28 protein-coding genes and 1 pseudogene are annotated in these 24377 nt (G+C 31.8%); all 29 read left to right on the top strand.

Translation table 11 applies throughout. The annotated features are described in order from the left end of the window. Positions 1-110 (top strand): annotated as a pseudogene (locus ACFX5E_RS16240) (IS30 family transposase); the annotation flags it as partial. 18 nt (positions 111-128) lie between these two features. Beyond that, the gene (locus ACFX5E_RS04065; RefSeq protein WP_379853894.1) at positions 129-485 is read left to right on the top strand and encodes a hypothetical protein; all 357 of its coding nucleotides are present in this window, start codon (positions 129-131) and stop codon (positions 483-485) included. An 18-nt stretch (positions 486-503) separates the two neighbouring features. Further along, the gene (locus tag ACFX5E_RS04060) at positions 504-1496 is read left to right on the top strand and encodes a 2-hydroxyacid dehydrogenase (protein WP_379853893.1); all 993 of its coding nucleotides are present in this window, start codon (positions 504-506) and stop codon (positions 1494-1496) included. A 359-nt stretch (positions 1497-1855) separates the two neighbouring features. Further along, positions 1856-2191: a DUF892 family protein gene (locus ACFX5E_RS04055; RefSeq protein ID WP_379853892.1), complete on the top strand. Its 336-nt coding sequence runs from the start codon at positions 1856-1858 to the stop codon at positions 2189-2191. Between the two features lie 37 nt (positions 2192-2228). Beyond that, entirely contained in the window at positions 2229-3611 is a 1383-nt protein-coding gene (locus ACFX5E_RS04050; protein WP_379853891.1) for an NAD-dependent succinate-semialdehyde dehydrogenase, read from the top strand. A 25-nt stretch (positions 3612-3636) separates the two neighbouring features. Further along, entirely contained in the window at positions 3637-4635 is a 999-nt protein-coding gene (locus ACFX5E_RS04045) for an NADP-dependent oxidoreductase (RefSeq protein ID WP_379853890.1), read from the top strand. Positions 4636-4674: 39 nt separating this feature from the next. Beyond that, positions 4675-5148, top strand: coding sequence for a Dps family protein (locus tag ACFX5E_RS04040; RefSeq protein ID WP_379853888.1), 474 nt, complete (start codon positions 4675-4677; stop codon positions 5146-5148). A gap of 28 nt (positions 5149-5176) precedes the next feature. Next, positions 5177-5344, top strand: a complete 168-nt coding sequence (locus ACFX5E_RS04035; RefSeq protein ID WP_379853886.1) for a hypothetical protein — start codon at positions 5177-5179, stop codon at positions 5342-5344. 537 nt (positions 5345-5881) lie between these two features. Further along, positions 5882-6928 carry a glycoside hydrolase family 130 protein gene (locus ACFX5E_RS04030; RefSeq protein ID WP_379853885.1) on the top strand — a complete coding sequence of 349 codons (1047 nt, stop codon included), beginning with the start codon at positions 5882-5884 and terminating at the stop codon, positions 6926-6928. Further along, on the top strand, positions 6918-9320 hold the full coding sequence (locus tag ACFX5E_RS04025; protein ID WP_379853884.1) for a glycosyltransferase: 2403 nt from the start codon (positions 6918-6920) through the stop codon (positions 9318-9320). The genes ACFX5E_RS04030 and ACFX5E_RS04025 overlap by 11 nt, the downstream gene beginning before the upstream one ends. Positions 9321-9621: 301 nt before the next feature. Further along, positions 9622-10005, top strand: a complete 384-nt coding sequence (locus ACFX5E_RS04020; RefSeq protein WP_379853883.1) for a hypothetical protein — start codon at positions 9622-9624, stop codon at positions 10003-10005. Positions 10006-10041: 36 nt separating this feature from the next. Next, the gene (locus tag ACFX5E_RS04015) at positions 10042-10257 is read left to right on the top strand and encodes a hypothetical protein (RefSeq protein WP_379853882.1); all 216 of its coding nucleotides are present in this window, start codon (positions 10042-10044) and stop codon (positions 10255-10257) included. Positions 10258-10775: 518 nt separating this feature from the next. Then, a complete protein-coding gene (locus tag ACFX5E_RS04010; RefSeq protein WP_379853881.1) occupies positions 10776-11534 on the top strand; it encodes an MlaE family ABC transporter permease in 759 nt (252 codons plus the stop codon). Position 11535: 1 nt separating this feature from the next. Further along, complete coding sequence (locus ACFX5E_RS04005; RefSeq protein ID WP_379853880.1) at positions 11536-12312, top strand: ABC transporter ATP-binding protein; 777 nt, start codon at positions 11536-11538, stop codon at positions 12310-12312. 30 nt (positions 12313-12342) lie between these two features. Continuing rightward, entirely contained in the window at positions 12343-13233 is an 891-nt protein-coding gene (locus tag ACFX5E_RS04000; RefSeq protein ID WP_379853879.1) for an MlaD family protein, read from the top strand. A 48-nt stretch (positions 13234-13281) separates the two neighbouring features. Then, positions 13282-13953, top strand: a complete 672-nt coding sequence (locus ACFX5E_RS03995; protein ID WP_379853878.1) for a ferredoxin reductase domain-containing protein — start codon at positions 13282-13284, stop codon at positions 13951-13953. Between the two features lie 145 nt (positions 13954-14098). After that, positions 14099-14866 carry a DUF4382 domain-containing protein gene (locus ACFX5E_RS03990; protein ID WP_379853877.1) on the top strand — a complete coding sequence of 256 codons (768 nt, stop codon included), beginning with the start codon at positions 14099-14101 and terminating at the stop codon, positions 14864-14866. A 179-nt stretch (positions 14867-15045) separates the two neighbouring features. Then, a complete protein-coding gene (locus tag ACFX5E_RS03985; RefSeq protein WP_379853876.1) occupies positions 15046-15246 on the top strand; it encodes a hypothetical protein in 201 nt (66 codons plus the stop codon). A gap of 149 nt (positions 15247-15395) precedes the next feature. Continuing rightward, positions 15396-15818, top strand: coding sequence for a low affinity iron permease family protein (locus ACFX5E_RS03980; RefSeq protein ID WP_379853875.1), 423 nt, complete (start codon positions 15396-15398; stop codon positions 15816-15818). Between the two features lie 147 nt (positions 15819-15965). After that, positions 15966-16151, top strand: a complete 186-nt coding sequence (locus tag ACFX5E_RS03975; protein WP_379853874.1) for a CsbD family protein — start codon at positions 15966-15968, stop codon at positions 16149-16151. A gap of 171 nt (positions 16152-16322) precedes the next feature. Next, complete coding sequence (locus tag ACFX5E_RS03970; protein WP_379853873.1) at positions 16323-16787, top strand: sll1863 family stress response protein; 465 nt, start codon at positions 16323-16325, stop codon at positions 16785-16787. 380 nt (positions 16788-17167) lie between these two features. After that, positions 17168-17794 carry a porin family protein gene (locus tag ACFX5E_RS03965; RefSeq protein ID WP_379853872.1) on the top strand — a complete coding sequence of 209 codons (627 nt, stop codon included), beginning with the start codon at positions 17168-17170 and terminating at the stop codon, positions 17792-17794. Positions 17795-17902: 108 nt separating this feature from the next. Beyond that, positions 17903-18055 (top strand): lmo0937 family membrane protein, encoded by a 153-nt coding sequence (locus ACFX5E_RS03960; RefSeq protein ID WP_379853871.1) that lies wholly within the window; start codon positions 17903-17905, stop codon positions 18053-18055. 32 nt (positions 18056-18087) lie between these two features. Beyond that, a complete protein-coding gene (locus ACFX5E_RS03955; RefSeq protein WP_379853870.1) occupies positions 18088-18432 on the top strand; it encodes a YtxH domain-containing protein in 345 nt (114 codons plus the stop codon). A gap of 52 nt (positions 18433-18484) precedes the next feature. Beyond that, positions 18485-18832: a hypothetical protein gene (locus ACFX5E_RS03950; protein WP_379853869.1), complete on the top strand. Its 348-nt coding sequence runs from the start codon at positions 18485-18487 to the stop codon at positions 18830-18832. Position 18833: 1 nt separating this feature from the next. Beyond that, positions 18834-19187, top strand: a complete 354-nt coding sequence (locus tag ACFX5E_RS03945) for a hypothetical protein (RefSeq protein WP_379853868.1) — start codon at positions 18834-18836, stop codon at positions 19185-19187. A gap of 153 nt (positions 19188-19340) precedes the next feature. Further along, positions 19341-20276, top strand: coding sequence for a diguanylate cyclase (locus tag ACFX5E_RS03940; protein WP_379853867.1), 936 nt, complete (start codon positions 19341-19343; stop codon positions 20274-20276). Between the two features lie 510 nt (positions 20277-20786). Further along, on the top strand, positions 20787-22211 hold the full coding sequence (locus tag ACFX5E_RS03935) for an Ig-like domain-containing protein (RefSeq protein WP_379853866.1): 1425 nt from the start codon (positions 20787-20789) through the stop codon (positions 22209-22211). Positions 22212-22306: 95 nt separating this feature from the next. Continuing rightward, a complete protein-coding gene (locus ACFX5E_RS03930) occupies positions 22307-24337 on the top strand; it encodes an OmpA family protein (RefSeq protein ID WP_379853865.1) in 2031 nt (676 codons plus the stop codon). Positions 24338-24377: the final 40 nt, after the last annotated feature.

Below are 24377 nucleotides of genomic sequence, written 5' to 3'. Positions count from 1 at the left end.
ATGAGAAAATTATAGAAATACAAGAGAAATTAAACAATAGACCAAGAAAAAGATTTAATTTTGAAACACCTAATTATATGTTTAATCAAAAAGTTGCATTTATAACTTGAATCCTGCTACTATAAACAATGAAAAAGAAAGTAAACATCCCGAAACCGCATACAAAGGAAATAAACAAAGACGATAACGAGAATTTTCCTGATTATCAAATTTATCCTTCCAGCGAAGACATTTATAATACAGATAAAGAAGAAAGTGATATCGATCCAGAGAATATTTCTAAAATGAAAGATGTTATTGAAATAGATAAAATTGGTACAGCTAATGAAAAAGATTTTGATGACGATATGACTGGAGAAGATTTGGATATTCCTGGTTCAGAATTAGATAATCTGCAAGAAAGTATAGGCAGTGAAGACGAGGAAAATAATTATTACAGTACAGGTGGCGACAATCATATTGATTTAGAAGAAGATAACGGGTAACAAATTTAAAATGTAATCATGAAGATAGCCGTATTCAGCACAAAACCTCATGATCGTGAATTTTTGGATAAATTCAATACTAATAACAGGCACGAACTGATTTATTTTGAAGCTGCTTTAAATACGGATACTACTAATTTAGCAGTAGGATTTGAGGCTGTTTGTGTATTTGTAAATGATAAAATTGATGCAAAAACGATTGACAAACTTTCTAAAATAGGTATTAAACTCATTGATTTAAGATGTGCCGGTTTTAATAATGTAGATCTTGCAGCCGCAAAAAATAAAAACATAAAAGTAACGAGAGTTCCTGCTTATTCCCCACAAGCAGTTGCAGAGCATGCTGTAGCGTTAATTCTAACCTTAAATAGAAAAACGCATAAAGTATACAATAGAGTTCGAGAAAGCAATTTTTCACTGGAAAATCTTATTGGGTTCAATCTATACCGAAAGACTGTTGGCGTTATAGGAACCGGAAAAATTGGAACTGCGTTTTGCCAAATAATGTTAGGTTTTGGATGCAAAGTTATTGCCTATGATGTTAATGAATCTGAGACGCTCAAAGAGAAAGGTGTTGTATATAAAACCTTGAATGAGTTATTTAAAAACTCCGATATTATCTCCCTCCATTGCCCCTTGAATCCTAAAACAAAATATCTCTTTGACAGCAAAACTTTTTCCAAAATAAAAAATGGAGCCATGCTTATCAACACAAGCCGCGGAGCATTAATCAAAACTTCCGATGCTATTGATGCGTTAAAAAACGGACACTTAGGGTATTTAGGAATTGACGTTTACGAACAAGAAGAACAATTATTCTTTAAAGACCTGTCTGAAAGCATCATACAAGATGATTTGATAGAACGATTAATGGCATTTCATAATGTTTTAATTACACCTCATCAAGGATTTTTCACCAAAGAAGCACTAGATCAAATTGCAATTACCACCTTAAAAAACTTCACAGATTTTGAAGAAGGATTACCATTGGAAAATGAAGTTAAATTATGAGAATTAATTAGGAATTTATACGAAAAGCTAAAAATATTTTATTTGTACAAATTCATTTTTAAATTATAATCACTTAAATAACAATATTTTATGTCGTTTTTAACTAAAATTATTGCGGAAATACTTAATTTTAAGTTACCGCTTCAGTTATGATTTAAAATCAAAAATCTAAACCTTGCAGTATTCTTTAAATTCTACTATTTTATTGGTCGTTGAAATGAATCTTTTTTAGTCAATTTTTATTCTAAAGAGAAAAGTGTGAAAGTTGTAACTCATTTATAAAATTGTGTAAAGCATCAAAGAGTAATAAACCTCAAATTTGCAATATTAAGATTTACTATATAATTAAACAAAAACTTATGAAAAGTACCGCCACCAAAACTGATAAAAAAAGAGGTCCACAAGAAGGTAAAGGAAATTCAGAGTTAGCTGCACCTGAAAGAAATGAAGGTTGTCGCAATATTTTTGTCGATGAACTTAAAGAAATTTATTTTGCAGAAAAAGCATTAATTATATCCATACCTATAATGATTAAAAAGGCTGCAACTAAAGAATTAGTTGATTCACTTAAGACACATTATGAATTTACAAAGGAACACATCAAACGTTTAGAAGCTATTTTTTCTTCAATAGGTGAATCCGAAATAGTTTCAAAATATGAAGCGATGTATGGATTGATTAAACCTTTAAAATAAATAATCTGAAAAATTAATTACTTAAAAATCACAAAGTATGTCCATTCAAACTGTTAATCCATATACTAATAAAGTTATCAAATCATTTGAAGAAATGACAGATAAAGCTGTTAATACATTAATTGAAAAATCTGAAGAAACATTTAAAGAATGGAAAGAGACAAGCTATATAGAACGTGCAAAATTATTGCATAAAGTGGCTAAATTAATGCGGAATAAAAAAGAATCACTTGCCAAAATTATTACTTTGGAAATGGGAAAACTAATTGCTCAAGCTGAAGGTGAAATTTTATTAAGTGCTGATATTTTTGATTATTATGCAACTAATGCTCCTGATTTTTTAGCTGATAAGCATTTGAAACCAGAATTTGGGAGTGCTTTTATACGGTTCAGTCCAATAGGAATAATTTTAGGTGTAGAGCCTTGGAATTTCCCGTTTTATCAAGTGGCCCGTTTTGCAGCTCCAAATATAATGGTAGGAAATACGGTTTTAGTAAAACATGCCTCGTCGGTTCCACAATGTGCCATTGCCATTGAAGAATTGTTTAATGAAGCGGGCGCCCCGGCTGGCCTTTATACAAACCTTTTAATTTCAGGTAAAAGAGCTACCGCTTTAGTAGCTGATCAAAGAATAAAAGGAATATCTCTAACCGGTAGTGAAGAAGCAGGCGCAAGTATAGCAGCAGAAGCAGGGAAAAATTTAAAAAAATCAATTCTGGAATTAGGAGGCAGCGATGCTTTTATCATTTTAGATGATGCTGATATTGATAAAACTGTTGAATGGGCTGTCGTTGGTAGAATTAATAACAATGGAGAGTCGTGCGTGGCTTCCAAAAGATTTATAGCCGTTGAAGCTGTTGCTGATGAATTTATTAAAAAATTCAAAGAAAAATTATCAACCTTAGTTATAGGTGATCCAATGGATTCTAAAACAGAACTAGGTCCATTAAGTAGCGAGGCGGCAGCTGTGCATATAGCAGATCAGGTAAAACGATCCGTGGATGCAGGTGCAAAAGTTTTATTGGGTGGTGCACGATCTGATCGTGAAGGTGCTTTTATGCAACCTACAATTCTAACAGATTTAAATCCTAAAATACCAGCCTATTACGAAGAATTATTTGGCCCGGTAGCTTCTTTTTATCGAGTAAAAGATGAAGAGGAAGCAATAGATTTAGCAAATGATTCCAGTTTTGGGTTAGGTTGTTCGGTATTTACTCACGATATAGAACGAGGACAACGTGTTGCTGACAAAATTGATGCCGGAATGGTGTTCATTAATCATCCAACCGGGACTAAAGCAAATCTACCTTTTGGAGGAACTAAAGGCTCCGGTTATGGCAGAGAATTGTCGGAATTGGGAATTCAAGAATTTGTAAATAAGAAACTCATTCGCGTAAGCGGTCTTTCTGACCCTTTTTAGAATTTAATAGTTTAATAAAAAAGTAATGAAAACAAAGCAAATAGTGTTGGCATCAAGGCCAAAAGGTTCTCCTACTCTTGACAATTTTAGGTTAGAAACGGTCGATGTGAGTGAACTTAAAAATGGTGAAGTTTTATTGGAAGGAATGTATTATTCCGTTGATCCCTATATGCGAGGCCGGATGAATGATGCCAAATCTTACACTCCTCCTTTTGATATCGATCAGCCTATTCAGGGTGGTGTCATTGCAAAAGTATTGGGCAGTAAATCTGATAATTTAAAAACGGGTGATATTGTCTTAGGAACGTTACCCTGGAAAGAAAAATGCATCGCTTCAGAAAAAGATTTGAAAAAAATTGATACTTCTATTGCACCAGCGAGTTATTATTTAGGTGTTTTAGGAATGACAGGACTTACCGCTTATTTTGGTTTAATGAATATTTGCAAACCAAAATCAGGAGAAACAGTGATCGTATCAGGAGCTGCCGGAGCTGTAGGAGTTGTGGTAGGACAAATAGCAAAAATTCAAGGATGCAGGGTTATTGGAATAGCCGGTTCTGATGAGAAAACTCAATTATTGAAAACTGAATTCGGTTTTGATGAAACCATTAATTACAAAACCACTAAAGACATGAAAAAAGCAATTGCAGATTTATGTCCAAACGGAGTAGACATTTATTTCGATAATGTAGGTGGTGAAATCTCTGATGCGGTTATTGCAAATATAAATTTTAATGCCAGAATCGCATTATGCGGACAGATTGCGTTATACAACAGTACTGAAACACCTGTGGGACCTCGTTTACAACCAATGTTACTAACCAGAAGTGTGCTGATGCAAGGCTTTATCGTAAGTAATTTTCAGGACGAGTTTCCCCAAGGAATTAAGCATTTAGCCGAGTGGGTGAAAGATGGAAAAATAAAATTTACTGAAACAATTGAAAATGGCTTTGATCAATTGCCTAAAGCATTGCTGGGATTATTTAAAGGCGAAAACACTGGTAAAATGATTGTTAAAGGCTAATATATTTTAAAAAAAATAACAAAATAAAAACAAAGAATTATGAAACCACAAATAGGAATTACAGAAAGTCACTTACAAAAAAGCAACGCATTTCTTTCCTCTATTTTAGCCAATGAAATGACATTGTATATTAAATTAAGAAAATTTCATTGGAATGTTGCCGGCGAGAATTTTATGGAACTTCACAAATTATTTGAAGGTCAATACAGACAATTGGAAGAATCAATTGATGAAATTGCGGAACGCATCAGCAAACTTGGTGGAAAAACTATTGGTACAATGAAAGAGTTCTCTGAACTGACCATCCTTAAAGAATCTCCAAATCATTATCCTTCTCCAAAAGAAATGAAAAAAGAATTGTTAGATGATCATGAGACCGTGATTGTCCAATTGCGAAAAGATATTGATTTATGTGCTAATGAAAATAAAGATTCTGGAACTGCCGATTTTATGACCGGATTAATGGAGCAACATGAGACAATGGCATGGGTTCTAAGGAGATATCTAAGCTAATTAAAAATCCTATTAAATTTACTACAAAATGGAAATATTAGAAAAAAAATTGGAAACCAGATCTCCAAGCAATTGTAGAGTTGGTAAAGTAAGCTCCTCAAGGCCAATCGAAGAAGATAACTTATCAGCCGAAATTGGCTTAGAAAAAGTAGATTTTGAAAAATTAAATGAAACCGTAGATTCTGAAATTTTCTAAATACAAGGTTATGTATACAAATTTCTTAAAAACAGAAGTATAAGGATTGAAGCTTCTTATAAAATAATAATTAAGTTGAGTTTTTTTGGGTTTAGGTTTGAAAGGCTGTTGATATCAACAGCCTTTTTTTATCTAAAAAAAACATTAGTATCCAAAATGGTGAAAATTACTTTCATCAGTGTCTGTGAAGTATTTAACTAATTATAAAAGTTTTGTAATTCCTTTATTTATCCAAAATCGATATTTACACTTTTTTAATCAGACGTTTTTTAATTGGAAACAAGAAAAAGATTATGTTGATTTTTTTGGATGAGGGCTGTTGGTGACAACAGCCTTTTTTTGTACCAGTAATTCAAATCTTAATTTTTCGTGAAGGCAAAACAGCCTTTCTATTTAAAACTGTAAATAGTATAACTAATTTAAAAATTTATATAACACATCCGGAGTATAAGAAATCGACCTTTATATCCTTAGTATTTATCATTCAAAATTAAATTTTCGCTTAAAAAAAATTAAATTTTTCTCACAACATTTGTCATGATAGCAGTTAAAAAAGAAGGAATTATAATTCAAAAAACACTACTCGATTTTGAAAATGAAGGCGTCCTAAATCCTGCATCGATAAAAGAAGGTAATAATGTACATCTCTTTTATAGAGCGGTAAGCAACGGGAATTTTTCGAGTATTGGCTACAGTAAATTAGACGGGCCACTTACCGTTGAAAATCGAAATAACACTCCTATTATCATTTCTGAATTTGATTATGAATCGCATGGCGTTGAAGATCCGCGTATTGTGAAAATCGATGATTTATATTATCTTAGTTATACCGCTTATGATGGTATAAATGCTTTAGGTGCTTTGGCTTTATCAAAAAATTTAATCGAATGGGAAAAACAAGGAATCATCGTGGCACAAATAACGTATAAAAAGTTTGTTGATCTCACTGAATCTGATGAACCAAAAAGTGAAAAATACTTTCGTTATAATCGGCAGAGAGGCGTTCAAAAAAAAGACGGTGGAAAAGTACTGCTTTGGGATAAAAATTTAATTTTTTTTCCAAGAAGAATTAATGGAATGCTTTATTTTTTGCATCGAATAAAACCTGACATACAAATCGTTGTTGCAGTAAATGAAATTGTGGAACTCACACCTGAATTCTGGGAAAATTATTTTATTGGTTTTGAAGATACAATTGTTTTAGCACCACAATACAACCATGAGTCCAGCTATACAGGCGGAGGCTGCCCTCCTATTGAAACGGAATTTGGTTGGCTATTGATATATCACGGCGTAGAGGATACCATAAAGGGTTTTGTTTATTCCGCCTGCGCATCGTTACTCGACTTACACGATCCACAGAAAGAAATTGCGCGATTGCCCTATCCACTGTTTAAACCTGAACTAAGTTGGGAATTAAATGGAGAAGTAAATAATGTATGCTTCCCATCCGGTACGGCTTTATTTGGTGATACGCTCTATATCTATTATGGTGCCGCAGATGAGCGTGTTGGCTGTGCCTCTCTTAATCAATCAGAATTACTAAAAGAATTAATGCTAAACACCATAGATCATGCTAAATAAAATAATCGTTAAACGTCAAAATTTACAATCTATAAGTATTTCAAAGAAAACTTATGGGAATAAGTTAAATAATTTACTGTATCCAGACACAAAAAAGGAGTTGCCTGAAATTTTATTTGTGACAACCTATCCTCCTCGCGAGTGCGGTATTGCAACTTATTCTCAAGATTTAATTAAAGCATTGCACAATAAATTCAAGAATTCTTTTAAAATAAAAATTTGTCCTTTGGAATCTGATCATGAGCAGCATACTTATAATGATGCGATAAAGTACATCCTTAATACAGACCATCCGAATGCCTTTGTCAGTTTAGCAAATCAAATTAATACTAATATCAAGTTGCAAATGGTTTTGATACAGCATGAATTTGGATTATTTAAAAACAATGAAGCTGATTTAAAACAATTTATAAAAACACTTCAAAAACCTGTTATCATTGTTTTTCATACCGTACTACCAAGGCCTAATCCATCATTGCAAGCAAATGTTCAAGAAATAGCACGAGAAGCACATTCTTTAATTGTAATGACGAATTCAGCTGCGGAGCTATTAGTCAGAGATTATGGTGTAACAAAAGATAAAATTACAATAATTCAGCACGGAACCCATTTAGTTCCTCATTCTGATAAGGAGGAATTAAAAATCAAATACAAATTAGAAGGAAAAAAAATACTTTCGACATTTGGATTATTAAGCTCTGGAAAAAGTATTGAAACTACTTTAGAAGCATTGCCTGAAATAGTAAAAAAGAATAAAGAGGTACTATTTCTAATTATAGGGAAAACGCATCCTTCAGTAGCAAAAGAAGAAGGAGAAAAATACCGTTTAATGTTAGAAGCCAAAATCGAAAACTTACAGCTTCAGGAAAATGTTCGTTTTATAAACTGTTTTTTACCGCTATCGGAATTATTAGAATTTTTACAACTTACTGATATTTACTTATTTACTTCAAACGATCCAAATCAAGCTGTAAGCGGAACCTTTTCGTATGCTATTAGTTGCGGTTGCCCAATTATTTCAACGCCTATTCCCCATGCCTGTGAAATATTAAAAAATAATGCAGGAATTATTATTGATTTTAACAATTCGAAACAATTAGCTAAAGAAACAAATAGGCTATTACTTGATGAGCAGTCGAGAAAAAACATGGGTTCAAACGGTTTGCATAGAATTGCTCCTACCGCTTGGGAGAATTCAGCAATTGCTCATGCCATGTTATTTGAGAAAGTTGGAGAAGAAAAGATCTCCTTACAATATAAAATTCCTATTGTTAATCTGGATCACATTATAAAGCTAACAACTCATTTTGGAATGATTCAATTTTCAATCATCAATCAACCGGATATTGATTCCGGATATACTTTAGATGACAATGCCAGAGCCATGGTAGCAATGTGTCAGCAATATGAATTGACAAAGGATTATAATGATTTAAAATACATCCAAATCTATTTCGATTTTATAAAATATTGTTTGCAACCCCATGGATATTTTCTAAATTATATAAATGAAGAATATAATTTCACAAAACAAAACTACAAAACAAACTTAGAAGATTCAAATGGAAGAGCTATTTGGGCTTTGGGCTATCTAAATTCAATAAGCAGCATTCTTCCCGAAGAGTTAGCTAAAGATGCGGCTCTTACCATGGAAAGTGCACTAGTAAATGTTTTTGAATTTCACTCCACACGAGCAATGGCTTTCATAATCAAAGGAGTATATTACTACAATACAAAAAGCGTGTCACAACAAAACATTTCTATAATTAAAACACTTGCCAACAGGTTGGTACAAATGTACAAACACGAAGCAGATGAGGAATGGAATTGGTTTGAAAGTTATCTTACTTATGGCAACAGTATTTTACCAGAAGCGATGCTTTGTGCTTGGTTAGCCACAGGTGAGCTAATTTATAAGAAAATTGCAAAAACATCCTTTGACTTTCTTCTTTCTAAAATTTTTATAGAAAACAGAATTCAAGTAATTTCTAATAAAGGATGGCTGAAAAAAGAAAATATATTAGCTCCAAGTCCTATAGGTGGTGAGCAACCCATCGATGTGGCGTATACAATTCTTGCATTACATAAATTTGATGCTGTCTTTAAAAACGAAGAATATTTTGAAAAAATGGTAACAGCATTTAATTGGTTTTTGGGAAACAATCATTTACACCAGATTATTTATAATCCTTGTACTGGGGGGTGCTATGACGGATTAGAAGAGGATTATGTAAATCTAAATCAGGGTGCCGAATCAACGGTAAGTTATTTGATGGCAAGATTAGTATTGGAAAAATCTTTAAAAAGAATAGAAAAAAACATTCCGATCGCTATTATAAATCAAAATACATCTATAAAATTTCCTTCATTAAATGTAAAACATATTAATTGATTTTAACCCGTCAGTAGCACTTATTGAAAACGTAAGATCGCTTATGATTTTTGGTGTATTATGGAATAAAATGAAAAATGTATCTGGACCGTTTCTAATGCTAAATTTTCTTGGTTCTGCTGCATTTTCTGAAGAAAATTATTTGTTAAGAATTGTGATTATAAATTTAAAAACCTGTGAATTATATAAATTTAACAGAAAGTTTTATAACATTTTTAGATTCAAATGCCTGAACTTTAGACTATTGCAATTAAACGATTATAAATAGTTTATTTATGATTTAATATTTTAGAAAATCATCATGAAAAGGAGAAAAAGATTAGGTATATGGATGGATCACTCCATTGCCCATTTAATGGAATTTACGAATAAGCATTTTGAAATAAAAACCATTGAATCAAAACTGACAAATGAAGTGAAAGACGAAAATTTGTCTAAAAGTGAAAGTCAAATACGTAATAAAAAGAAGAAAATTCTTTTAGATTATTATATGAAACTGAGTGAAGCGATAAAAGATTATGAACAAGTAATACTTTTTGGTCCTGCTGATGCAAAAATCGAGTTTTTTGACCTTTTAAGTGAAGATATTCGTTTTCTTAAAATAAAATTCGAAATAAAAAACACCGATAAAATGAACGAGAATCAACAGCACGCTTTTGTACAAGAATATTTTTCGCATGCTTAATTTTTTTAAAAAAATTTCTCTTAAAAACAATAAAATATGCAATTAAAAAATTTAGGAATAGGAATGGTCGTAATAGGAATAATTATGATGGCGTACACTGGATTCAACTATGTAACTACTGAAAAAGTGGTAGACTTTGGTCCAATTCAAGTAAATAAAGAGGTAAATCATCCGATAAATTGGTCTCCAATTGTTGGAATAGTATTAGCTGTTGGGGGTATTGTTCTCATTGTATCAAGCAATAAAAAATGATTAATAGCTATTTAATTGTTAGAAATGATGCTTTAACTCTGTGAATAATGAAACATTTAACAAAAATTATGTAAATCATAAGTTTGTAATCATAATGATATTTGCCTGTTGAAATTTTAGATTTCGTAAACATCTTTACAGCGCAAATATATGAATACAGAAAAATCAATTAAAGGCAGCCTTAACGAGCTAAGAAAGCGATACACGATTTGCTTTACTATTTGTTTTCTGGTGATTAATTTTATTTTTCAAAATACACTCTTCCTTCCCCTTTTACTGGATGTGTTATTAACATTAATTACCTTTTATCTAATTAATCTTTTATCTATTCCGATTACCCCTAAAGGAGCTAATTTAATAATTATCAATAAATTAGTACTATTTCAATACAGTTAAATTACAAGTTGTAGTCAGGTTTAAAAGACTTTCCGCATATACAAATGGGAATACTTTCTTTCATACTTTTATAAGATAACGTATTAATAATTTATAATTCACTAACCAATAAATATACTATTTTGATTATTTATTTAAAGAATATTTTTGACGATGTTGGTAAAGTTTCGCTGTTTACGGCTCGCTTTTTCAAAGAAGTTTTTAAGCCACCTTATGAATTCAAAGAGTTCGTTAAGCAGTGTTATATAATTGGATATAAATCACTACCATTAGTGGCAATTACGGGCTTTATAATGGGATTGGTACTTACATTACAATCCAGACCAACATTGGCAAAATTTGGAGCTGAATCCTGGTTGCCGGGAATGGTTGCACTTTCTCTAATAAGAGAGATTGCTCCGGTTATTACAGCCCTAATTTGCGCAGGGAAAGTTTCTTCCGGTATTGGGGCCGAATTAGGCTCCATGAAAGTAACCGAACAAATTGATGCTATGGAAGTAGCAGCTATTAATCCTTTTAAATACCTAGTAGTTACAAGAATTTTAGCCACTACACTTATGATTCCTATTTTAGTAATATTTGCAGATGCTATTGGGATCTTTGGAGGATTTATTGGCGTGAATATGCACAATGACATTAACCTGACCCGTTATATTTCTCAAGTTTTTGAATCGCTGGCGTTTTTAGATATTGTACCAGCAACAATTAAAACATTTTTCTTTGGTTTTTTTATTGGAATGATTGGCTGCTATAAAGGATTTACTGCCGCAAATGGCACTGAAAGTGTTGGTTTAGCAGCAAACTCCGCCGTAGTAACTGCTTCATTGACTATATTCATTATTGATATGTTGGCGGTACAAATAACTGATTTATTCTTTTAAAATGATACAGGAGAAAAAAAATATAGATGCCCCTGCCCTGCCCGATAGCAAAACTTCAATAATAGAAATTGTAGGCTTGCATAAATCGTTCGGGAAAAACGAAGTGCTGAAAGGAGTCAACTTAGTTGTAAATAAAGGAGAAAACTTAGTAATCCTAGGAAAATCAGGATCAGGAAAATCAATAACTATAAAATGTATAGTGGGATTGGTGATTGCGGATAAAGGCGAAATAAAAGTTTTTGATACGGATATAACCAAACTGGATAATACTCAGCTTAATGAAATTAGGGTGAGAATTGGGTTTCTTTTTCAAAATGCAGCTTTATATGACTCGATGAGCGTTAGGGAGAACCTTGGTTTTACTTTAAAACGACATGTACCTGATCTATCTCCAGAAGATTTAGAATCTCAAATCCTAGAAGTGTTAGAAAGTGTTGGCTTGGCTGAGGCTATAGATAAAATGCCTTCGGAATTATCCGGCGGAATGCGTAAAAGGATTGGACTTGCACGCACGCTTATTCTTAAACCTGAAATACTATTGTATGACGAACCTACTACAGGATTAGACACGATAACATCAAGGGAAATAAGCGAACTAATATTGGAAATACAGAAAAAAAATAAAACGTCTTCTATCATTATTACTCATGATATGGCGTGTGCAAAACATACTGCCGACCGATTGATGATTTTGAAAGACGGAATAATTCATGCTGAAGGCAGTTATGAAGAATTAGAGAAAAGTGACGACGAATGGGTGCGTTCTTTTTTTATTTAAAAATTAAAATAACACTAAAAATATAAAATTATGAATAAAGAATCTGGGTTCCAATGGAAATTGGGAATGTTTGTAATAATTGGGTTAGTCCTGTTTGTTAGTACTATATATTTTATTGGAAAGCAGCAAAATCTTTTCGGTTCAACATTTCATTTAAAATCTAATTTCAAAAGCGTAAGTGGTCTTGAAATAGGAAATAATGTGCGTTTTGCCGGAATTAATATTGGTACAGTAAGTGACATTCAGCTAATAACCGACTCCTCTGTGGTGGTGGTCTTTGTAATAAAAGATGAAGTACGAAAATTTATAAAAACTGACGCAACTGCAAGTATTGGTTCTGACGGATTAATGGGCGATAAGGTATTGACGATCTCTCCTGGAATTGCATCGAATAAAATTGTTAATGATAATGATGTAATTGCGTCCAAAATACCAATAGACATGCAAGATATAATGGGTAGCGTTAAAAAAAGCGTCGACAATGCAGGAATTATAACTGCACAGCTTGCTCAATTTACGTACGACATGAACAATGGAAACGGAACTTTATCAAAATTAATGACGGATAAAGAAATGGCCGGCAGTATAAAAAAATCACTGTTGAACCTGGAAAGCAGCTCCAATGAATTCGCTTCATTCACCACTAAAATGAATAAAGGAAATGGCGCTTTATCTAAATTAGTGACGGATCAGAAAATGGGAAAAATGGTAGACTCTACGATGAAAAACATTCAGGAAACTACCAAAGGATTTACCGAAATTACGGAAGCTGCAAAACATAATTTTTTATTGAGAGGTTATTTTAAGAAAAAGGAAAAAGCCGAAGATAAAAAACAGGAAGAATTAGACAATCAAGAAGAAGAAGAACTGAAAAAGGCTATGAAGATGGCTGAAGATAGCGCAGCTGCAGTTAAAAAATAATTTATTAAATAAAAGGTTGCCAAAATGTAACATTAAAATTAATCGGTCATGGAAAAACATATCGTAAAAATAAAATCTATAAAAAACGTCACACATGATGTATTGCAAATTGTAACCAACAAACCAGAATTTTACACCTTTTCATCAGGACAAGCCACAGAGTTATCAATTAATAAAGTTGGGTGGAAAAGTAAAAAAAGACCTTTTACCTTCACTTGTCTACCACAGGATGACTATCTTGAATTCACTATAAAAACATACCCATCGCATAAAGGAGTTACGAACGAACTTTTAAAATTAAAAAAAGATGATGAGTTAATTTTACATGAGGTCTTTGGTTATATTTCATACAAAGGGGAAGGTATATTTATAGCAGGCGGAGCGGGCGTTACCCCTTTTATATCAATTTTCAGACATCTAAAATCGATAAACAAAATTGGGAATAACAAACTTATTTTTTCCAATAAAACCAAAGATGATATAATATTAGAAGATGAATTTAAAGCGTTATTAGGCCATAATTTCATTAACATTCTATCAGAAGAGAAACGTGTTGGATATGAGCATGGTCAAATCAATGAAAATTTCATTAAAACCAATCAAAAAGGAACTGATGAATTATTTTATCTCTGCGGACCTCCGGCAATGATGGAAGCAGTAGAAAAACAATTAACAGCTTTGCATGTCAAAAAAGACCGCATGGTAAAGGAAAAATTTTGAGATAAGGAAAAGGCATAATATACGGTATTTTCTGGGTGTGAATCCTATAACATTATACTAAAGTTATGTAACAAATCCTTTCCCGTTACTATTATCTTTACTAAATACTATAAAGTATTTTATAACTATTAAAAAACAAATGAAAATGAAAAAAATGAAAATTATCCTATCTTTCTTCGTATTGGGAATTATTATGACTTCATGTAATAACAACGATGAAACAGCTTCAAGTTATCCTTATGCTGTGAGATTGACTGATGCTCCGGGACCATATCAAAAAGTGAATATTGACTTAATTGGTGTAGAAGTAACTGGTGATGGTGGAGAAACGCTAACGTTGAATGTAAAGAAGGGAATTTATAACCTACTTGATTTTACTAACGGCGCAAGTACACTTATTGCCACTGATACCTTACAAATTTCTAAGGTAGCGCAAATCAGACTTATACTTGGATCAAACAATACAGTAGTGGTTGACAATGTAAGTTATCCTTTGAGTACTCCAAGTGCTGAACAATCAGGATTGAAACTTCAAGTACACCAAACACTTGAACAAGGCATTTTGTATAGTGTTTTACTTGATTTTGATGCGAACAAATCGATTGTGAATACAGGAAATGGAACTTATAAATTAAAACCTGTCGTTAGAACAATTCAAGCGGCCATAAGTGGTAACATAAAAGGTAAAATTACTCCAGTAGGTAGTTTAGCTGTAGTAACAGCTGTTGATGTTCTTACAAATTTATCATATTCAACAAACGTAAGTTTAACTGGAGAATTTTTAGTTATGGGACTTCCTTCAGGAACCTATAACGTAACTATTACTCCGGTATTACCTTTGTTGCCTGTTACCAAAAGTACTATTGTAGTGACCACGGGTAATACAACTGATTTAGGAACTACTGCTTTTTAAAAAAAGCATTAATAGTTCTGTTTAAAAACACTTAATTTTTTTTATAAATTGAGTGTTTTTTTTTTACAAATATAAATTCATAATTATAAAAAAAGTAGTCGGAAGCGTTTGCTCACTTTTAAAACACACTATCGCTTTATTATTAAATAGTTACATTTAAAAACAAAAAATTAATTATCATGAAAACAGAAAAGGAAATCGAAGAAGCAATTCTAAAAATTACAATGAAAATTAATACGGAATATCCTGAATTATCCAAGTATTTAGAAGAAATGCCTGTAACTATTCCTGATATCAAAAATCCTGAAATAAATATTAAAATCTTACAGGATTATTATAATTCTTTGGATTCAATATTAAAAAAATATAGTCCAAAATAATACAATTATAAAAGATAAAAAGTTAATTTTATTTTAAGAAGCAAGCAAATTATAAAAGTCAATCTATAAATTTGCCGAACTAATAAAATCGATTATTATACGATACTTGGTTTTATAATTTTAAAATTAAACACCTAAACTTATAATTCATGGTTAAAATATACAGTCATTTAGAAAGTGTTTTTGAAAAACTCACTTCTGTAGCAACAAGTATTCTTGGCAATCCGATCACATTTCTAATTGCATTGTGTTTAGTATTATTCTGGTGGACAAATAGTTTTTTCTCTACACAAGATCAGCATCAAATAATTGGGGATATTATTTTTGGAACCACTTTTTTAAGTTTATTCATTATTCAAAAATCATTTAATAAATTTTCAGCCTCATTGCATCTAAAAATTAATGAACTCGTATCATCTCACGATACAGCTAGCAATGCGGTAATGAACGTTGAAGCAAAAACTGAACGAGAAATAACCGAACTTTCTAAAGAATATAGTGAACTTGCTGAAAAAATTAAAGAAGTGAATGAGGAAATTGAAGGAATAGATGAAGAAATTGAAGGTAAATAATTTATTTTTTTCCTACATAAAATTTTTTTTTCATTACTAATGTGTGAATGATATAAATTTTGAGTTAAATTCTATAAGCCATTTTACTGGTGTTTCAGCGAAATTTGTAAAATCATGAATATTTTTTCGTGATATAAATATATCAAAATGAACACGGAAGAATCAAAAGGGAATTGGGATGAACAAAAAAATAAATTAAAACAAAAATTCGCTGCTTTGACTGATAATGATATGTTGTTTAAGGATGGAACAAAAGAAGAAATGATTGCAAAACTTCAAAAGAAACTGGGTAAAACCAGAGAAGAATTAATTAAAATCATTGAAGGACTTTAAAAAATATCATAATGATAGTTTGACTGTTTAATAACTCTTTTATTATATGACAGTTTATCATTATTCAACAATTTAACTACCTAAAATATCTTGGTTCGAATTAACACCTGTTAGAACGAAATCAATTCTTACTTAATAACCTCATAAAAACAAATCTTTAAATTTTAGAAAATGAAAAAAACAATTTACACACTAGCCATAACAACCTTACTGACTGCAACAGTATTAACAGGATGCCAAACTTCTACTAAAAAAGAAGAAATGGCTAAAGATAAAGTGGCGGATGCTCGAGAAGACATGGCGGATGCCGCAGAAGAATTAATGGTGGCAAAAAAAGAAGCAACTGCAGAAGAGTGGAAAAAATTCAAAGCGGAAACTAATGTAAGAATAACTGAAAATGAAAGCCGAATAGCTGAATTGAAAGTTAAAATGAAAAACACAGGAAATTCAATGGATGCTATGTATGCTAAAAAAATTGATGAACTGGAACAAAAAAACAAACAGATCAAAATTAAGGTTGATAGTTATAAAAATGACACCAGTGATGACTGGGAATCATTCAAAAAAGAATACAATCATGATATGGATCAACTTAGTCAAGCTCTGAAAGACATGGCAGTTGACAATAAAAAGTAATTTACAGCATTATTTTTAAAGGCGAGTTTTTTAACTCGCCTTTTTTATGCTTAAGAATTAAAAAAAAATAAATCTTGCTTTTTAAACCTACAAAAAATTGATTAAGTAATGGACAAAATTTAATGTCGTATTTTAATAAAGCTCTAAATTTCTTTGCCACAGATTTCACAGATTAGCACAGATTAATTCGTCACGTAGCTTTAAAAATCTTTTTAATTCTTCTAATCTGTGGCAAAAACTCTTTTTAATACTTGCGACACGATATTTTTCTTGATCCTTAGGTGTGAATAATATAAGTTTTACAAAAAGTTTTGTAACTCTTTTCTCCTTAATCGTAACCACCTTTGTATCATAACAAAAACACATTAAAAATAAATTAAATGAAAAATTCAAAAATTATTTTAGCGTCATTAGTATTGACTTTTATGGGTTACACAAATGCTACCGCACAAAGTAACGTTACAAAATTTGGTTTAAAAGGAGGCGTTAACTTCTCTAATTTATATACAGACAATGCAGATGACGAAAATGTATTAACTGGTTTTAATATTGGTTTATATGCTAAGGTACCTGTAACGAATTCCATTTCTATTCAACCGGAAATTTATTACACAGGAAAAGGTGCTGAAGTTGCTTATAGTACTCCAGTTAATGGAACTGCAAAATTCAAATTGAATTATATTGAAGTACCGGTTATGTTAGTTGCCAATGTTACAAAAAACTTTAATGTACAAGTAGGTCCTTATGCCGGTTATTTAATTAGTGGCAAAACTACAAACGAATCTGGAACTTATAATTTCCAAGACAATATAGACACGGATGATTTCAATAAAATTGATGCTGGGGTTGCAGCTGGTCTTGGGATAGATTTAGAAACGGTTAGTTTTGGTGTAAGATACAATTACGGACTTACAAAAGTTGGAAAAGAAAATTCGACAACAAACCAGACTTATCCTGACGCTAAAAATAGTGTGTTGAGTATTTATGGTGCTTTCTCATTTAACTAGGACAAAATCATAAATAAATTTAAAAAATATATAAAATACTGCAATACAGTCAATTAAATTTTTTAAATTTAAGTAATAATTAAAATTAACAATTAAAAAATAGAAATCATGAGCAATCTTCTTTACACAATCGCAGTAATTTTAATCATTTTTTGGGCAATTGGATTCTTTGCATACAGTGCGGGATCAATTATACATATCCTACTCGTTATTGCAGTTATAGCAATAATATTGAGACTTATTCAAGGAAGGAGCTTATAAAAAAAAGCATACAAACATTAAAAAAATTAATTATGAAAACAGATAAAGTAGTATTAGGTATTTTAGGTGGTGTTGCCGCCGGAGCATTATTAGGAATCTTATTTGCACCTGAAAAAGGAGACAAAACAAGAAAAAGAATTATGGATAAAAGCAATGATTATGCTGATGAGTTGAAAGACAAATTAGATACATTATTAGGAACCATGACAAACAAATATGAGAAAATTTGGAAAGAAGGAGAAAATTTAATATCACAAGGAAAATCAATGTTTGATGAAGCTAAAGCGGATGGGAAATCAAAATTTGACGATGCTAAAGCGGAAGGAAAAACAAAATTTGATGATTTTAAAAATGAAATAAAAAATTCGAATATTTAATTCTATTTGATTACCAAAATTTCATAATGCAAATAAGCTTAAAATTAAAATCATGGACAACCAGGCAACAACAATAGAAATGCTTTTTGAAAAAGCAGAGGATTACACCAGAACAACTGTAGAATTAACAAAACTAAATGTTATTGATAAATCTGCCGATGTTTTATCCTCCCTATTATCAAGATTAACCGTTTTTATTGTTGCTGCCATGATTGCCCTATTGGTCAATATTGGACTTTCTATATGGATAGGCGAATTACTCGGTAAAACCTATTATGGTTATTTTGTAGTTGCCAGCGCTTATTTTATTTTAGCTATTTTGATAAATAACTTTAAAGATCAATGGATTAAAGTACCCGTGAGTAATTTCATAATTACAAAAATGTTGAAAAAAAGTTAATATGAAAAAGAGGAACGAAACTGATACTTTAAAGGAGACCATCGCTTTATTAGAATACAGACAGAGACAAGAATTAAGGATACTCAAAGAACAATTTGAAGTAACTTATGATAGTTTAAAGCCTTTAAACATTATAAAAAGAGTCTTCTCAGAAATGACAACATCGCCTGACTTAAAAGGAAATTTACTCAGTAATGTTATTGGCATGGCAACAGGCTACATTACCAAAAAAGTAATCGTAAGATCAAGTCACAATCCATTCAAAATAATATTAGGTAACGTGTTACAATTTGCCATCACAAACTTAGTTTCTAAGCGCACCGATCCTTTAAAATCGAACGAATTGCCGGAATAGCATATCATGCTAAATAGTTCAATTCTTCTGATTATTTTTTAAAAATCTTACGAATTGTTTATTAAATAGGTTACCGTTAAAAAATTGCAACAACCAAGATTCAAAAATTGTCTCTCTAAGTTTTATTTAATTAAAAATTTTGAATAGAAAGTGATGATTCCCCCAAAAAAAATTGATTTAATTTATTACAATAAAAGCCTTTCTTTTCAAAATAAAGAGAAAGAAAAACAGGCAATACAATTAGATAACTTCAATAATGAACTCGGGCATAAAAACCAAGAAATAGCAAAACTTACAGCTGAATTGGTTAATTCAAAAAAAGAACTTGACTTTCAGAACCTGGAGAAAGAAAAGAGAGCTTCCGAAATAATACTTCTTAATAAAAAACTATCCTTCAAAAATTGTGAAATAGCGATTCAAATCGCGGAGTTAAATATTGCAAGTAGACAGTTTATTTTTCAAAATGAAGAAAAAGAAAAAAGAGCTGCAGAATTTATTGTTGCAAATAAAGAACTCAGTTTTCAAAACATCGAAAAGGAAAAAAGAGCTGGTGAGCTAATAATTGCAAATAAAAAACTTGCTTTTAAAAACAGAGAAAGAGCGATTCAAACAGCAGAGCTGAATATCGCAAACAGACAGCTTGCAATTCAAAATGACGAAAAAGAAAAACGAGCTGAGGAATTAATAATTGCAAATAAAGAACTTGTTTTTCAAAATGACGAGAAGGAAAAACGAGCTGAGGAATTAATAATTGCCAATGTTGAGCTGGCGTATCAAAATCAAGAAAAAGAAAAAAGAGCCGAAGAATACCTCTTTGCAAATAAGGAACTCGAGAAAGCGCAAGGATATCAAAAAGAATACATAATAGGACTTGAAAAAATGATGTTTATGACCTCACATCGAGTTCGACAACCCATTACAAATATTATAGGGCTGTCTCAACTCCTCGATCAAAATACAAATTCTCCAGCAGAACTAATCGAATACTTAGATTATATTAAACAATCTGCTTTAGCTTTAGATGGCTTCACAAAAGAACTTACCTCATTTATTTCCGAATTAGGAAAAAAGGGTAAAATCAATTCATAGAATAACTTCAATTATATTTAAGGTCTGAAATATAATCCCAAATGAGGAATTATAATTTCATTTTTTGTGCAGTATTATTTGTATTACTTCATTTTACTCACTTTATTTTTACTTCCGGATTACAAATTTACAATGATAAATACCGCTGCTTTTTTAATATTATTCTTTCTATTTGAAGATTATTATTGTTTTTACACGCTCCGTATGACAATTAAAAACAATACCCCAATTACGTTCTTTACTATTACAGATCTCTTTTTCCAGAAAAAAACAAACGAATTTTGAACTAAATTTTAAGTTTTTTTTTAGATTTTTTTTAGATTTCTTAATACCCAATTGTCTATAAAAACAATAAATAAATATAAAACACTTATTAACAGTGCTTTAGTGGATTTATGTGGATTTTAAATAAGTGAATTTTACAAGGTGTTTTTTTTATTGTATAATAGATTTAGACTACAACTAATCAATCTTTGTTGTAGAAAATTTCTTAACCTAAAATTAATTATAATGAAAACAAAAAATTTACTTTTAACCCTTGCAATTGTGTTTATTGCATTCTTTTCTGGCTGCGCCGGTGATGATTTCGTAGAAACTGTTGGAGTATGTCCAGTTGTAGAATCAACAATTCCTACTTCTGGAGCTACTGCTGTTCCTTTGAACCAAAAAATTTCAGCTACCTTTAATGAGGAAATGGATCCAGAAACCTTTATTGTTCCAGCTACGACATCATTCACAGTAGAAACGGGCGGTACAAAAATAAACGGTCTTGTTACTTATTCAGGTCTTGTTGCTACATTTTCCCCAAACACTCTACTTCTGGCTAATACAGAATACACGGGAAGAATCAAAACCACAGCTAAAGATTTAGCGGGTAATGCTTTGCAATCAGAATATGTATGGAAATTCACAACTGGTGTAGCGCCTAATGTTGTTAGCACTAACCCTGCACCGCTTGCAACTAATGTTCCATTAAATAAAATAATTACTGCACTATTTAACATGGCTATGGATCCGGCAACCTTAGTTGATCCTGCTACAACATTTACAGTAAAAGATGATTTAAATAATAATATTGCTGGTGTAGTTACCTATTCTGGATTAACTGCTTCATTCAAGCCTAATTCTTTATTACTAGCTGGAAAAACATATACTGCTACTATATCTATAGCAGCTAAAAATGAGGTAGGTGTGCCAATGGCAATTGCCAAGGTATGGAGCTTTTCTACAGGTGTTACAACTTCTATACCAGTTGGTGGTTCAACTTTAGGAGTTTTCGGAGGAAGTGCCGGAATAACTAATCAAGGATTATTTACAAGAATTAACGGTGGAAGTATTAGTACAACCGCTGCTGCAACTAAAGTAACAGGATTTCACGATGTTCCAAATAACATCGATTACACCGTTACACCTCTTAATGAAGGGCTTGCAAATGGAGGAATTATAGTTGGTACAGCTGCAAATCCTGATTATAATACAGCACTAGCACTTTTTAATAGTATTTCTCCAGCTTCAAAACCAGGAGGTGCAGTCCTTGGTACTGCGGATCTTGGTGGACAGATTTTAGCTCCAGGTATTTACACTTCTGCTAGCACAATTAAGATTACAAGTGGGGATTTAACACTTAACGGTAATGCAACTGATGTTTGGATTTTCCAAGCAGGATCATCGTTAACAGTGGGAGGAGTAGCGCCGGTAAGTGTAAAATTGACAGGTGGAGCTTTAGCTAAAAACGTATATTGGTATGTAAAAGAAACGGCAGTAATTAACTACGCAGGTGGTGGAGTTATGGTTGGAACTATCGCAGCTGAATCTGGAATAACATTATCTAATCCTGCAAATAGTACAAATGCTGCTGTAACTACATTAAATGGTAAAGCCATTTCAATAGTTGCTTCAGTTACGATGGTAAATACTGTTATTAACATCCAGTAATTAGATACAAGATAGCTTGGTTTAAAACCAAATAATTATATCCCGTCTTCGGGCGGGATTCATTTAAATAAAATCTAATAATAAAATATACAAAAATGAAATCAAAAAATATTTATAATGAGACATCATGTATTTCATTGTCTCCTAATAAGCTAACTATCAAAAGCGTTGCGCTAATTGCTTTGTCGTTGTTAAGCTTTCAAACAGCAGTTCAAGCACAAGAAACGCTGCCAGTTAAATACACAAAACCATCTTGGTTTTTTGGAGTAGCAGGTGGAGCAAACTTCAATTTCTACCGTGGTTCTACGCAACAAATGAATGCTAGTTTCACTTCTCCAAAAACATTTCATGATGGATTTGGCGCTGGACTATTCATTGCACCACTTTTAGAATATCGTCCCGCTGATTCAAGATGGGGAGTTATGTTACAAGCGGGTTATGATAGCCGCAAAGGTGAATTTGACCAAGTGGTTACTGCATGTGACTGCCCGGCAGATTTATCTACAAAACTTAGCTACATTACCGTAGAACCTAGTTTACGTTTTGCACCGTTTAAAAATGACTTTTATTTATATGGAGGTCCACGTTTGGCTTTTAACATGGATAAATCATTTACTTACCAGTTAGGTGTTAACCCAGCTTTTCCTGACCAAGCGGTAAGTCCAGCAGTGAAAGGTGATTTTGATAATATCAATAAAACGATTATTTCAATGCAAATTGGGGCAGGATACGATATCCCACTTTCATCAGACAGCAACAAGACACAATTTGTATTGTCTCCTTTTGTTTCTTTCCAACCTTATTTTGGTCAAAACCCACGTTCAACTGAAACATGGAATAACACTACTGTAAGAGCTGGTGTAGCATTAAAATTTGGACAAGGACAAAATATCCAAGAGTCTACTGATCTGGTAAAAGATGGTGAAGTTCAATTTTCTGTAAACTCTCCTAGCAATGTTCCGGGAGAAAGAAGAATGACTGAAATTTTCCCACTTAGAAACTATGTATTCTTCAATACTGGATCTACTGAAATACCAAATCGTTATGTTTTATTAAACAAAGATCAGGTTAAAGATTTCAAAGAAGACCAATTGGAAGTATTTGCGCCAAAAACTTTATCGGATCGTTCAAAACGTCAGATGATTGTTTATTATAACGTTCTAAACATTCTTGGAGACCGTATGCAAAAAAATCCTTCAGCAACAATTACTTTGGTGGGTTCATCAGAAAAAGGTCCTGAAGACGGAGTTGCAATGGCAGAATCAATCAAAACTTATTTGGTAAATGTATTTGCTATTAGTTCTTCTAGAATTACAACTAAAGGTCAAAACAAACCAAATATCCCATCTGAACAACCAGGAGGAACATTAGAACTTGAACTTCTTCGTGAAGGAGATCGTAGAGTTTCTATAGAAAGTAGCTCTCCTGATTTATTGATGGAATTTCAAAGCGGACCTGATGCACAAATGAAACCTGTAGTGATTAATGCATTACAAGTAGCACCATTAGAAAGTTATGTTACTATAGAAAACAAAGGAGCTAAAGAATCTTTATCTTCATGGTCCGTACAAATGACGGATGAACAAGGAAAAGTACAATCTTTTGGACCTTATAGTGAAGATGTAGCAAGTATTTCTGGAAAATCAATTTTAGGAGACAAACCAGAAGGAGACTTTAAAGTGAAAATGGTTGGTCAAACTAAAAGTGGTAAAATTATAGAAAAAGAAACCACTATGCATGTTGTACTTTGGACACCTGCAAAAATTGAAGAAGGTATCAGATATAGCATTATTTATGAATTTAATAAATCTAAAGCGATCGCTATCTATGAAAAATACCTGACTGATATTGTAACTCCTAAAATTCCAGTTGGAGCAACTGTTATCATTCATGGTCACACTGATATTATTGGTGAGGAAGCTCATAATATAGATTTATCTTTAGCTCGTGCTAATGATGTTAAAGGTATTCTTGCAAGTGCTTTATCTAAAGCCGGTAGAAATGATGTGAAATTTGAAGTTAACGGATTTGGAGAAGATGAAAATAAATCTCCTTTTGAAAACAAAACTCCAGAGGAACGTTTTTATAACCGAACAGTTATAATTGATATCATTCCTGTAAAGTAATTTAGTTGATTATTTAGTTAATATTTGTATTGATTACCTG

The organism is Flavobacterium xylosi (assembly GCF_042787345.1).
Classification (GTDB): domain Bacteria; phylum Bacteroidota; class Bacteroidia; order Flavobacteriales; family Flavobacteriaceae; genus Flavobacterium; species Flavobacterium xylosi.
The sequence above is the reverse complement of the archived record's forward strand: the minus strand, read 5'-3'. Positions and strand labels throughout refer to the sequence as shown.